Source organism: Escherichia sp. MR, from assembly GCF_005280595.1.
Lineage (GTDB): Bacteria > Pseudomonadota > Gammaproteobacteria > Enterobacterales > Enterobacteriaceae > Escherichia > Escherichia ruysiae.
In genome coordinates this window covers 149,524-162,825 of the sequence record NZ_SZVK01000001.1, presented here as the reverse complement: position 1 = coordinate 162,825, position 13,302 = coordinate 149,524, and the positions used below count along the sequence as shown (strand labels likewise).

The window sequence follows — 13,302 nt, the reverse complement described above, 5'->3', positions numbered from 1 at the left end:
TTTTTTTCGGACATTGTGAACCATTTTTATTGATGGTAGCGTTAACTGTCAATGTAAGTTGTTGATACATAATATTTATATATGATTAATCAACGGATGATTCACATGAAGAATACTAAATTACTGCTGGCGATTGCGACCTCTGCAGCATTGCTGACGGGGTGTCAGAATACGCATGGTATTAATACCGATCTGGCCATCAGTTCCGGTTTAAATGCCTATAAAGCTGTAACGTTAAGCGATGCCGATGCAAAAGCGATTGCCAATCAGGGCTGTGCCGAAATGGACAGCGGCAATCAAGTCGCAAGTAAATCCAGCAAGTACGGTAAACGTCTGGCAAAAATCGCCAAAGCATTGGGTAACAATATTAATGGCACGCCGGTCAACTATAAGGTTTATATGACCAGCGACGTCAACGCATGGGCGATGGCGAACGGCTGTGTTCGTGTCTACAGTATGATGAACGACAACGAAATTGAAGGCGTTCTGGGCCATGAACTGGGTCACGTCGCGTTGGGTCACTCGTTGGCTGAAATGAAAGCTTCTTATGCGATCGTTGCCGCACGTGATGCTATTTCCGCCACCAGCGGTGTTGCTTCCCAGCTTTCCCGTTCACAATTAGGTGATATCGCAGAAGGCGCTATCAATGCTAAATACTCCCGCGATAAAGAGTCTGAAGCAGATGATTTCTCCTTTGATCTGCTGAAGAAACGTGGCATCAGCACCCAGGGACTGGTCGGTAGCTTTGAAAAACTGGCCAGCCTGGATGGCGGTCGTACCCAGTCCATGTTTGACTCTCACCCACCATCAACAGAGCGTGCGCAACACATCCGTGATCGTATCGCCTCTGGTAAGTAAATCATTGTCATCTTTCGGGCTGGTCTTCTGCCAGCCCGCTATAATTGCGCAATAAGTCCCCATCTGAATACAGACAAAACTGGTTTTTGCACACAACGTTAACGATTTGTGGCGCCGACGCGTATAATGCGCGCGGTTATGTTAACGGTACGCCTGTTTTAAGGAGATAAAGATGACGGCAATTGCCCCGGTTATTACCATTGATGGCCCAAGCGGTGCAGGGAAAGGCACCTTGTGTAAGGCTATGGCGGAAGCGTTGCAATGGCATCTGCTGGACTCGGGTGCAATTTATCGCGTACTGGCGCTGGCGGCATTACATCACCATGTTGATGTGGCGTCAGAAGACGCTCTGGTGCCGCTAGCATCCCACCTGGATGTACGTTTTGTGTCAACCAATGGCAATCTGGAAGTGATCCTCGAAGGGGAAGATGTCAGCGGTGAAATTCGTACTCAGGAAGTGGCGAATGCCGCTTCACAAGTCGCCGCATTTCCTCGTGTTCGTGAAGCATTATTGCGTCGCCAACGTGCGTTTCGCGAATTGCCGGGCCTGATTGCCGATGGCCGCGACATGGGAACAGTGGTATTCCCTGATGCGCCAGTGAAAATATTCCTTGACGCCTCTTCGGAAGAACGTGCGCATCGCCGAATGCTACAGTTGCAGGAGAAGGGCTTTAGTGTTAACTTTGAACGCCTTTTGGCCGAGATCAAAGAACGCGATGACCGCGATCGTAACCGAGCGGTAGCGCCACTGGTTCCGGCAGCCGATGCTTTAGTGTTGGATTCCACCACCTTAAGCATTGAGCAAGTAATTGAAAAAGCGTTACACTACGCGCGCCAAAAATTGGTTCTCGCATAAGCGACCGAATTTGCAGTACCCCCGTTGCAATGGAATGACAGCGGGTATGTTAAACAACCCCATCCGGCACGGAGCCAGGTGGACGTTAAATATAAACCTGAAGATTAAACATGACTGAATCTTTTGCTCAACTCTTTGAAGAGTCCTTAAAAGAAATCGAAACCCGCCCGGGTTCTATCGTTCGTGGCGTTGTTGTTGCTATCGACAAAGACGTAGTACTGGTTGACGCTGGTCTGAAATCTGAGTCTGCCATCCCGGCTGAGCAGTTCAAAAACGCCCAGGGCGAGCTGGAAATCCAGGTAGGTGACGAAGTTGACGTTGCTCTGGACGCAGTAGAAGACGGCTTCGGTGAAACTCTGCTGTCCCGTGAGAAAGCTAAACGTCACGAAGCCTGGATCACGCTGGAAAAAGCTTACGAAGATGCTGAAACTGTTACCGGTGTTATCAACGGCAAAGTTAAGGGCGGCTTCACTGTTGAGCTGAACGGTATTCGTGCGTTCCTGCCTGGTTCTCTGGTAGACGTTCGTCCGGTGCGTGACACTCTGCACCTGGAAGGCAAAGAGCTTGAATTCAAAGTAATCAAGCTGGATCAGAAGCGCAACAACGTTGTTGTTTCTCGTCGTGCCGTTATCGAATCCGAAAACAGCGCAGAGCGCGATCAGCTGCTGGAAAACCTGCAGGAAGGCATGGAAGTTAAAGGTATCGTTAAGAACCTCACTGACTACGGTGCATTCGTTGATCTGGGCGGCGTTGACGGCCTGCTGCACATCACTGACATGGCCTGGAAACGCGTTAAGCATCCGAGCGAAATCGTCAACGTGGGCGACGAAATCACTGTTAAAGTGCTGAAGTTCGACCGCGAACGTACCCGTGTATCCCTGGGCCTGAAACAGCTGGGCGAAGATCCGTGGGTAGCTATCGCTAAACGTTATCCGGAAGGTACTAAACTGACTGGTCGCGTGACCAACCTGACCGACTACGGCTGCTTCGTTGAAATCGAAGAAGGCGTTGAAGGCCTGGTACACGTTTCCGAAATGGATTGGACCAACAAAAACATCCACCCGTCCAAAGTTGTTAACGTTGGCGATGTAGTGGAAGTTATGGTTCTGGATATCGACGAAGAACGTCGTCGTATCTCCCTGGGTCTGAAACAGTGCAAAGCTAACCCGTGGCAGCAGTTCGCGGAAACCCACAACAAGGGCGACCGTGTTGAAGGTAAAATCAAGTCTATCACTGACTTCGGTATCTTCATCGGCCTGGACGGCGGCATCGACGGCCTGGTTCACCTGTCTGACATCTCCTGGAACGTTGCAGGCGAAGAAGCAGTTCGTGAATACAAAAAAGGCGACGAAATCGCTGCAGTTGTTCTGCAAGTTGACGCAGAACGTGAACGTATCTCCCTGGGCGTTAAACAGCTCGCAGAAGATCCGTTCAACAACTGGGTTGCTCTGAACAAGAAAGGCGCTATCGTAACTGGTAAAGTAACTGCAGTTGACGCTAAAGGCGCAACCGTAGAACTGGCTGACGGCGTTGAAGGTTACCTGCGTGCTTCTGAAGCATCCCGTGACCGCGTTGAAGACGCTACCCTGGTTCTGAGCGTTGGCGACGAAGTTGAAGCTAAATTCACCGGCGTTGATCGTAAAAACCGCGCAATCAGCCTGTCTGTTCGTGCGAAAGACGAAGCTGACGAGAAAGATGCAATCGCAACTGTTAACAAACAGGAAGATGCAAACTTCTCCAACAACGCAATGGCTGAAGCTTTCAAAGCAGCTAAAGGCGAGTAATTCTCTGACTCTTCGGGATTTTTATTCCGAAGTTTGTTGAGTTTACTTGACAGATTGCAGGTTTCGTCCTGTAATCAAGCACTAAGGGCGGCTACGGCCGCCCTTAATCAATGCAGCAACAGCAGCCGCTTAATTTGCCTTTAAGGAACCGGAGGAATCATGACCAAGTCAGAATTGATAGAAAGACTTGCCAACCAGCAATCGCACATTCCCGCTAAGACGGTTGAAGATGCAGTAAAAGAGATGCTGGAGCATATGGCCTCGACTCTTGCGCAGGGCGAGCGTATTGAAATCCGCGGTTTCGGCAGTTTCTCTTTGCACTACCGCGCACCACGTACCGGACGTAATCCGAAGACTGGCGATAAAGTAGAACTGGAAGGAAAATACGTTCCTCACTTTAAACCTGGTAAAGAACTGCGCGATCGCGCCAATATTTACGGTTAAGTTTTCACTCAAACTTGAACGCGAGAAAAGCACCTGTCGGGTGCTTTTTTCATTTCTGTAATCTGGAACTGGAAGCTGCCTCGCAGAGTTTTGTGTAGTTTTCACCTTTCCGTTAAATTCTTCTGAACCCGTCTCGGGGAACGCAAAACTCCCGCCAGACAACCGTTCAACAAAGTTGCACACTTTCCAAAAACAGGGAGGGGTGCATGAAAATAACGACAGTCGGTGTATGCATTATTTGCGGAATTTTTCCGCTGCTGATTTTGCCGCAATTGCCTGGAACATTACCCCTTGCGTGTCTGACTGTCTTTGCCTGCGTACTGGCATTTATTCCTGTAAAAACCGTTCGTTATTTCACGCTAACATTGCTGTTTTTCCTTTGGGGCGTATTGGCGGCAAAGCAAATTTTGTGGGCAGGAGAAACCTTAACTGGCGCGACGCAGGATGCAATTGTCGAAATTACTGCTACTGACGGCATGACCACTCATTACGCTCAAATTACCCATCTACAAGGTCGACGTCTTTTCCCTGCGCCAGGCATCGTGCTGTATGGCGAGTATCTGCCACAAGCGGTTTGTGCCGGACAACAATGGTCAATGAAACTCAGAGTTCGTGCGGTTCACGGTCAGCTTAATGATGGCGGCTTTGACAGCCAGCGTTATGCTATTGCCCAGCACCAGACTCTAACCGGGCGTTTTCTTCAGGCAAGAATCATTGAACCGGGGTGTAGTCTGCGGGCGCAATATCTGGCCTCTTTGCAAACGACCCTGCAACCTTATCTGTGGAAAGCGGTGATTCTTGGCTTAGGTATGGGTGAACGGTTATCTGTGCCTAAAGAAATCAAAGATATTATGCGCAATACTGGTACAGCGCATTTAATGGCTATATCGGGATTGCACATCGCTTTTGCGGCGTTGCTGGCAGCCGGGCTCATTCGCGTTGGGCAAATTTTCCTCCCTGGTCATTGGATCCACTGGCAGATGCCATTAATTGGCGGAATTTGCTGTGCCGCTTTTTATGCCTGGTTGACTGGTATGCAACCTCCGGCACTGCGTACTATCGTGGCGCTTGCAACGTGGGGAATGCTTAAGTTAAGTGGGCGACAATGGCGTGGCTGGGATGTCTGGTTATGCTGCCTTGCGGCAATATTGCTAATGGATCCTGTTGCCATCCTTTCACAAAGTTTGTGGCTCTCTGCTGCAGCGGTGGCGGCGCTGATTTTTTGGTATCAGTGGTTTCCCTGTCCGGTCTGGTCGCTGCCGCCAGTATTGCGCGCTATTGTTTCCTTCATCCATCTGCAACTGGGAATAACGCTCCTGCTCATGCCAGTGCAAATAGTCATATTTCATGGCATTAGCCTGACCTCGTTTATAGCAAATCTGTTCGCTATTCCCTTAGTGACATTTATCACGGTTCCGTTGATTCTCGCCGCGATGATAGTGCATTTAAGCGGACCATTAATCGTGGAACAAGGATTATGGTTTCTGGTCGACAGATCTTTGGCTTTACTTTTCTGGTTGTTAAAGAGCTTGCCGGAAGGATGGGTCAACATTGCTGAACGTTGGCAATGGATATCATTTTTTCCCTGGTTATTACTGGTAGGATGGCGACTAAACGCATGGCGAACGTTGCCTGCGCTGTGCGTGGCTGGAGGCATAATGATGTGTTGTCCATTGTGGCAAAAACCACGGTCTGACGAGTGGCAAGTGTATATGCTTGATGTCGGGCAAGGGCTGGCAATGGTAATTGCGCGAAACGGCAAAGCGATTCTCTATGATACGGGGCTCGCCTGGCCAGAAGGTGACAGCGGGCAACAACTGATTGTCCCTTGGCTACGCTGGCATAACCTTGAACCGGAAGGCGTCATTCTGAGTCATGAGCATCTGGATCATCGGGGAGGGCTGGACTCGATATTACATGTCTGGCCGACGTTATGGGTCAGAAGTCCTTTAAACTGGGAACATCATCAGCCCTGTATGCGTGGTGAAGCGTGGCAGTGGCAAGGATTACGTTTTAGCGCACACTGGCCTTTACAAGGTAGCAACGATAAAGGAAATAACCATTCCTGTGTGGTTAAGATTGATGACGGAACGTATAGCATTCTTTTAACCGGTGATATTGAAGCATTCGCTGAACAAAAAATGCTAAGTCGTTACTGGCAACACGTGCAGGCAACATTACTTCAGGTGCCCCATCATGGCAGTAATACCTCATCATCATTGCCATTAATTCAGCGTGTGAATGGAAAAGTGGCACTGGCATCGGCATCGCGCTATAACGCATGGCGACTACCCTCCAGTAAAGTTAAAAGACGCTATCAACTTCAGGGATATCAATGGGTTGACACCCCGCATCAGGGGCAAATAACCGTCGATTTTTCAGCGCAAGGCTGGCAGGTACGCAGCCTAAGAGAGCAAATTTTACCTTGTTGGTATCATCAGTGGTTTGGCGTGCCAGTGGATAACGGGTAGAATATGCGGCTATTTCAACAAATGCTGGTTTTTTGAATGCATAACGACAAAGATCTCTCTACGTGGCAGACATTCCGCCGACTGTGGCCAACCATTGCGCCTTTTAAAGCGGGTCTGATCGTGGCGGGCATAGCGTTAATTCTCAACGCAGCCAGCGATACCTTCATGTTATCGCTCCTTAAGCCACTTCTCGATGATGGCTTTGGTAAAACCGATCGCTCCGTGCTGATGTGGATGCCGCTGGTGGTTATTGGGCTGATGATTTTACGTGGTATCACCAGTTATATTTCCAGTTACTGCATCTCCTGGGTATCAGGAAAAGTGGTAATGACTATGCGTCGCCGCCTGTTTGGTCACATGATGGGAATGCCGGTGTCATTTTTTGACAAACAGTCAACCGGGACTCTGCTTTCACGTATTACTTACGATTCTGAACAGGTTGCTTCGTCGTCTTCCGGCGCGCTGATTACGGTGGTGCGTGAAGGTGCTTCCATTATCGGTCTGTTCGCCATGATGTTCTATTACAGCTGGCAGTTGTCGATCATTTTGATTGTGCTGGCGCCGATCGTCTCGATTGCGATTCGTATCGTATCGAAGCGTTTTCGCAGCATCAGTAAAAACATGCAGAATACCATGGGGCAGGTGACTACCAGTGCAGAACAGATGCTGAAAGGCCACAAAGAGGTGCTGATTTTTGGCGGCCAGGAAGTGGAAACGAAGCGTTTTGATAAGGTCAGCAACAAGATGCGTTTGCAGGGAATGAAGATGGTATCAGCCTCTTCTATCTCTGACCCAATCATTCAGCTGATTGCCTCTTTGGCGCTGGCGTTTGTTCTGTATGCAGCGAGCTTCCCAAGTGTAATGGATAGCCTGACAGCAGGTACGATTACCGTTGTCTTCTCTTCGATGATTGCACTGATGCGTCCGCTGAAATCGCTGACCAACGTTAACGCCCAATTCCAGCGTGGTATGGCGGCCTGTCAGACGCTGTTTACCATTCTGGATAGTGAACAGGAGAAAGACGAAGGTAAACGCGAGATTGAACGAGCAATCGGCGACGTCGAATTTCGCAATGTCACTTTTACCTATCCGGGGCGTGAAGTTCCCGCTCTGCGTAACATCAACCTAAAAATTCCGGCAGGGAAAACGGTCGCTCTGGTCGGACGTTCTGGTTCAGGTAAATCAACAATCGCCAGCTTGATCACGCGTTTCTACGATATTGATGAAGGCGAAATCCTGATGGATGGTCACGATCTGCGCGAGTATACCCTGGCGTCATTGCGTAACCAAGTTGCACTGGTATCGCAGAATGTCCATTTGTTTAACGATACGGTTGCCAACAACATTGCTTACGCACGTACAGACCAGTACAGCCGTGAGCAAATTGAAGAAGCGGCGCGTATGGCTTATGCCATGGACTTTATCAATAAGATGGATAACGGTCTTGATACGGTGATTGGTGAAAACGGCGTGTTGCTCTCTGGCGGTCAGCGCCAGCGTATCGCTATCGCTCGAGCTTTGTTGCGTGACAGCCCGATTCTGATCCTTGATGAAGCCACCTCGGCGCTGGATACAGAATCCGAACGTGCGATTCAGGCGGCGCTTGACGAGCTACAGAAAAACCGTACCTCACTGGTGATTGCTCACCGTTTGTCTACCATTGAAAAGGCAGACGAAATTGTGGTCGTTGAGGATGGTGTCATTGTGGAACGCGGCACGCATAACGATTTGCTTGAGCACCGTGGTGTCTACGCGCAACTTCACAAAATGCAATTTGGTCAATGATCGAAAAAATCTGGTCTGGTGAATCCCCTTTGTGGCGGCTGTTGCTGCCACTCTCCTGGTTGTATGGCCTGGTGAGTGGCGCTATCCGTCTTTGCTATAAACTAAAACTGAAGCGCGCATGGCGTGCCCCGGTGCCAGTTGTGGTGGTCGGTAATCTCACCGCAGGTGGCAACGGGAAAACTCCGGTCGTTGTCTGGCTGGTAGAACAACTGCAAAAACGTGGTATTCGTGTTGGTGTTGTATCCCGGGGCTATGGCGGTAAGGCCGAGTCGTATCCGATGTTATTGTCGGCAGAGACCACCACAGCACAGGCGGGTGATGAACCGGTGCTGATTTATCAGCGTACTGGCGCGCCTGTTGCAGTTTCTCCCGTCCGTTCTGATGCGGTAAAAGCCATTCTGGCGCAACATCCTGATGTGCAGCTCATCGTAACCGACGACGGTTTACAGCATTATCGTCTGGCGCGTGATGTGGAAATCGTCGTTATTGATGGTGTGCGTCGCTTTGGCAATGGCTGGTGGTTGCCGGCGGGGCCAATGCGTGAGCGAGCGGGGCGCTTAAAGTCGGTTGATGCGGTAATCGTCAACGGCGGTGTCCCCCGCAGCGGTGAAATCCCCATGCATCTGCTGCCGGGTCAGGCGGTGAATTTGCGTACCGGTGCTCGTTGTGATGTTGCACAACTTGTACATGTGGTGGCAATGGCGGGGATTGGTCATCCGCCGCGCTTTTTTGCCACGCTGAAGATGTGTGGTGTGCAACCGGAAAAATGTGTGCCGTTGTCCGATCATCAGTCTTTGAATCATGCGGATGTCAGCGCATTGTTAAGTGCCGGGCAAACACTGGTTATGACTGAAAAAGATGCGGTGAAATGCCGGGGCTTTGCAGAAGAAAATTGGTGGTATTTGCCCGTTGACGCACAGTTTTCGGGCGCTGAGCCAGAGAAACTGCTCGCGCAACTTTCCTCGCTGGCTTCTGGCAACTAATTCGCAGCAGCAGCGTTCAATTGATGGAGTCATGAATGACGCTGCCGTATATCTCTCTTGCTGATGCACGTAATCTTCATCTCGCTGCGCAAGGTCTGTTAAAAAAATCTCGTCGTCGCGCGTTGCCGCAAGATATTCTGGCAGCTATCTCCCGCATGTCCTTGCTGCAAATCGACACTATCAATATCGTTGCTCGCAGCCCTTATTTGGTGCTTTTTAGTCGTCTGGGTAATTATCCTCCTCAGTGGTTGGACGAGTCGCTGGCGCATGGCGAATTAATGGAATACTGGGCGCATGAAGCCTGCTTTATGCCACGTAGTGATTTTCATCTCATTCGCCACCGGATGCTGGCGCCAGAAAAAATGGGCTGGAAATATCAAGACGCCTGGATGCGGGAACATGCAGAAGAAATTGAACAGTTACTTCAGTACATTCAGGATAACGGACCCGTACGTTCAGCCGATTTTGCTCATCCCCGCAAAGGGGCAAGCGGTTGGTGGGAGTGGAAGCCGCATAAACGCCATCTGGAAGGGCTGTTTACTGCTGGAAAGGTTATGGTGATTGAAAGGCGTAATTTCCAGCGCATTTATGATTTAACCCATCGCGTCATGCCGCACTGGGATGATAAGTGTGACCTCGTTTCGCAAACAGAAGCAGAAATCACTATGCTGGATAACAGTGCGCGTAGCCTGGGAATATTCCGCGAACAGTGGCTGGCGGATTACTATCGCCTTAAACGCCCGGCGCTGGCTGCCTGGCGTGATGTGCGTGCTGAACAGCAGAAAATTATCCCCGTAAATGTGGAGAGGTTAGGACAACTCTGGCTGCATATTGATTTGTTGCCTCTTCTCGAAACAGCTCTCGTGGGGAAACTCACCGCGACGCATAGCACTGTACTGTCACCCTTTGACCCTGTCGTCTGGGATCGCAAACGCGCAGAGCAGCTTTTTGATTTTAGCTACCGGCTGGAATGCTACACGCCGGCACCGAAACGCCAGTATGGCTATTTCGTTCTGCCGTTACTGCATCGTGGACAATTAGTCGGGCGAATGGATGCTAAAATGCATCGCCAGACGGGCGTCCTTGAAGTTATCGCCCTTTGGTTACAGGATGGCATCAAACTGACTGCTTCTCTTCAAAAAGGATTACGCCAGGCGATTACCGATTTTGCTGGCTGGCAGCAGGCAACGCGAGTGACATTAGGGCGCTGCCCACACGGTCTCTTTAGTGATTGCCGCACAGGCTGGGAAATAGCCCCCTGGGCATAAATGATTATGATAAGATTTATGCATTCATAACCCGATCCATCTGGAGGAACTATGGATCATCGTCTGCTTGAAATCGTTGCCTGCCCGGTTTGCAACGGCAAACTTTGGTATAACCAGGAAAAACAAGAACTGATTTGCAAACTGGATAACCTGGCTTTCCCGCTGCGCGATGGCATCCCAGTGCTGTTGGAAACGGAAGCCCGCGTGCTGACTGCTGATGAGAGTAAATCATGAGTTTTGTGGTGATTATTCCTGCACGCTACGCTTCTACGCGTCTGCCTGGTAAACCGTTGGTCGATATTAACGGTAAGCCGATGATCGTTCATGTTCTTGAACGCGCCCGCGAATCAGGAGCCGATCGCATCATTGTCGCAACCGATCATCAAGATGTTGCCCGCGCTGTTGAAGCGGCAGGAGGGGAAGTGTGCATGACGCGCGCCGATCATCAGTCAGGCACCGAACGCCTGGCGGAAGTTGTCGAAAAATGCGCGTTCAGTGACGACACGGTGATTGTTAATGTGCAGGGCGATGAGCCAATGATCCCTGCGACAATCATTCGTCAGGTTGCTGATAATCTCGCCCAGCGTGAAGTAGGCATGGCTACTCTGGCTGTACCTATCCACAGTGCGGAAGAAGCCTTTAATCCGAATGCGGTTAAAGTAGTGCTTGACGCTGAAGGTTATGCGCTTTACTTCTCACGAGCCACCATTCCGTGGGATCGTGACCGTTTTGCAAAAGGTCTGGAAACCGTTGGTGATAACTTCCTGCGTCATCTTGGTATTTATGGCTACCGTGCAGGCTTTATCCGTCGTTACGTCACCTGGCAGCCAAGTCCGTTAGAACACATCGAAATGTTAGAGCAGCTTCGCGTACTGTGGTACGGCGAAAAAATCCACGTTGCTGTTGCCCGGGAAGTTCCTGGTACAGGAGTGGATACCCCTGAAGATCTCGAGCGCGTTCGCGCTGAAATGCTCTAAGCTGATTTCACGACACTCCACCTGATTTTGGGGGGAGTGTCGTACCGTTACGATTTTCCTCATTTTTCTTTTCAACAATTGATCTCATTCAGGTGACATCTTTTACATTGGCGCTCATTATGAAGGCAGTAGCTTTTATGAGGGTAATCTGAATGGAACAGCTGCGTGCCGAATTAAGCCATTTACTGGGCGAAAAACTCAGTCGTATTGAGTGCGTCAATGAAAAAGCGGATACGGCGTTGTGGGCTTTGTATGACAGCCAGGGAAACCCAATGCCGTTAATGGCGAGAAGCTTTAGTACACCAGGCCAAGCCCGCCAGTTGGCATGGAAGACCACCATGCTGGCGCGCAGCGGGACTGTTCGTATGCCAACCATCTATGGCGTGATGACACATGAAGAACATCCTGGCCCCGATGTCCTGTTACTGGAGCGGATGCGTGGTGTTTCTGTAGAAGCTCCCGCGCGTACACCGGAACGCTGGGAGCATCTGAAAGAGCAAATTGTTGAAGCTCTGCTGGCCTGGCATCGACAGGACAGTCGAGGTTGCGTCGGCGCAGTCGACAACACTCAGGAAAATTTCTGGCCCTCCTGGTATCGGCAACATGTTGAAGTGCTATGGACCACGCTCAATCAGTTCCATAACACCGGACTAACGATGCAGGATAAGCGTATCCTGTTCCGCACTCGCGAATGTCTTCCGGCCTTATTTGAAGGCTTTAACGACAATTGTGTGCTGATTCATGGCAATTTCTGTTTGCGCAGCATGTTGAAAGATTCTCGTAGCGATCAATTACTGGCGATGGTAGGGCCGGGCCTCATGCTTTGGGCGCCACGTGAGTATGAGCTGTTCCGGTTGATGGATAACACTCTGGCAGAAGATTTACTCTGGAGTTACCTGCAACGCGCGCCAGTGGCGGAGTCTTTCATCTGGCGGCGTTGGCTGTATGTGTTATGGGATGAAGTTGCGCAACTGGTCAATACCGGACGGTTTAGTCGGCGCAACTTCGATCTGGCATCAAAATCACTCCTTCCCTGGCTCGCCTGACGAACCTTTCAGCCACTGCCAGATGCGACCAAGCGTTTCATAGCCTACACGGTCGCTATGCATCAACCAGACCGGAGAGGGAATTGCCCGTTCCCACGGATTAAGCGGCGAGTCGATTGCCAGCTGATTCGCCGGGGCTGGCAGCGGATTCAGGCCTTCCTGCTGGAAAAAGATCATCGCGCGCGGCAAATGAGACGCAGATGTCACCAGCAGGAAAGGGGCGTCACCAATGGCCTGTTTCACTGCGGCTGCTTCTTCTTCGGTATCTTTTGGCAAATCCAGCGTAATAATTTGTTCACGCGGCACGCCCAGCGATTGCGCCACTCTGGCACCTACTTCCGCTGTACTCACCGTATTGGTTTTTGCTACGCCTCCCGTGAAGATCAGTTTTGATCCCGGATTCTCGCGCCATAAACGAATACCTTCATTCAGGCGCGGCAAACTATTATTGATTAAATTTGAACTTGGTGCCCACTGCGGGTTCCAGGTATAACCACCTCCGAGCACCACGATATAGTCCACTTTTTGTGCATTATTCCATGTCGGATAAGTGCTTTCGATGGGACGCAGCAGGCGGTCGGCTACCGGTTGCAAACTTAATAACAAAAGCACCAACCATCCTGCGCTAATAAATATCTTTCCAGTTTTTTGAAAACGGCTAAACCACAGTAGCACCAGACCCACACCGATAATCAACAACATTAGCGGAAGCGGCAGCAGCATACCGCCAATCACTTTTTTCAGTGTAAAAAGCATCCTTTCTGGTTCCTTTTTTAACCATATAGCGAGGGATCGACAGTGATATTACACCAGACGGGTTCATTCTCGCC

The 13,302-nt window shown here is 50.3% G+C and carries 12 protein-coding genes; 11 read left to right on the top strand and 1 reads right to left on the bottom strand.

Going from position 1 to position 13,302, the window contains the following annotated elements; translation table 11 throughout:
• Positions 1–105 precede the first annotated feature (105 nt).
• The 11 genes from ycaL to FC814_RS00760 all read left to right on the top strand — a co-directional run bounded on the left by ycaL (position 106) and on the right by FC814_RS00760 (position 12,472).
• Complete coding sequence (ycaL, locus tag FC814_RS00810; protein ID WP_137325376.1) at positions 106–858, top strand: metallopeptidase YcaL; 753 nt, start codon at positions 106–108, stop codon at positions 856–858.
• A 172-nt stretch (positions 859–1,030) separates the two neighbouring features.
• On the top strand, positions 1,031–1,714 hold the full coding sequence (gene cmk, locus FC814_RS00805; RefSeq protein WP_137325375.1) for a (d)CMP kinase: 684 nt from the start codon (positions 1,031–1,033) through the stop codon (positions 1,712–1,714).
• Positions 1,715–1,824: 110 nt separating this feature from the next.
• Positions 1,825–3,498: a 30S ribosomal protein S1 gene (gene rpsA, locus FC814_RS00800; protein ID WP_000140327.1), complete on the top strand. Its 1,674-nt coding sequence runs from the start codon at positions 1,825–1,827 to the stop codon at positions 3,496–3,498.
• Between the two features lie 159 nt (positions 3,499–3,657).
• On the top strand, positions 3,658–3,942 hold the full coding sequence (ihfB, locus tag FC814_RS00795; RefSeq protein ID WP_000167328.1) for an integration host factor subunit beta: 285 nt from the start codon (positions 3,658–3,660) through the stop codon (positions 3,940–3,942).
• Positions 3,943–4,148: 206 nt separating this feature from the next.
• Positions 4,149–6,413 carry a ComEC family protein gene (locus FC814_RS00790; protein WP_137325374.1) on the top strand — a complete coding sequence of 755 codons (2,265 nt, stop codon included), beginning with the start codon at positions 4,149–4,151 and terminating at the stop codon, positions 6,411–6,413.
• Positions 6,414–6,449: 36 nt separating this feature from the next.
• Entirely contained in the window at positions 6,450–8,198 is a 1,749-nt protein-coding gene (msbA, locus tag FC814_RS00785) for a lipid A ABC transporter ATP-binding protein/permease MsbA (RefSeq protein WP_000551251.1), read from the top strand.
• Positions 8,195–9,181, top strand: coding sequence for a tetraacyldisaccharide 4'-kinase (gene lpxK, locus FC814_RS00780; RefSeq protein ID WP_137325373.1), 987 nt, complete (start codon positions 8,195–8,197; stop codon positions 9,179–9,181). The genes msbA and lpxK overlap by 4 nt, the downstream gene beginning before the upstream one ends.
• Positions 9,182–9,216: 35 nt before the next feature.
• On the top strand, positions 9,217–10,449 hold the full coding sequence (ycaQ, locus tag FC814_RS00775) for a crosslink repair DNA glycosylase YcaQ (protein WP_137325372.1): 1,233 nt from the start codon (positions 9,217–9,219) through the stop codon (positions 10,447–10,449).
• A gap of 51 nt (positions 10,450–10,500) precedes the next feature.
• Complete coding sequence (gene ycaR / locus FC814_RS00770; protein WP_000350069.1) at positions 10,501–10,683, top strand: protein YcaR; 183 nt, start codon at positions 10,501–10,503, stop codon at positions 10,681–10,683.
• Entirely contained in the window at positions 10,680–11,426 is a 747-nt protein-coding gene (kdsB, locus tag FC814_RS00765) for a 3-deoxy-manno-octulosonate cytidylyltransferase (RefSeq protein WP_137325371.1), read from the top strand. Before ycaR ends, kdsB begins: the two co-directional genes overlap by 4 nt.
• A 152-nt stretch (positions 11,427–11,578) precedes the next feature.
• Entirely contained in the window at positions 11,579–12,472 is an 894-nt protein-coding gene (locus FC814_RS00760; protein ID WP_000436930.1) for a YcbJ family phosphotransferase, read from the top strand.
• Here FC814_RS00760 and elyC read toward each other — a convergent pair.
• Positions 12,449–13,228, bottom strand: a complete 780-nt coding sequence (gene elyC / locus FC814_RS00755) for an envelope biogenesis factor ElyC (RefSeq protein ID WP_137325370.1) — start codon at positions 13,226–13,228, stop codon at positions 12,449–12,451. The genes FC814_RS00760 and elyC overlap by 24 nt on opposite strands.
• Between the last annotated feature and the right edge of the window lie 74 nt (positions 13,229–13,302).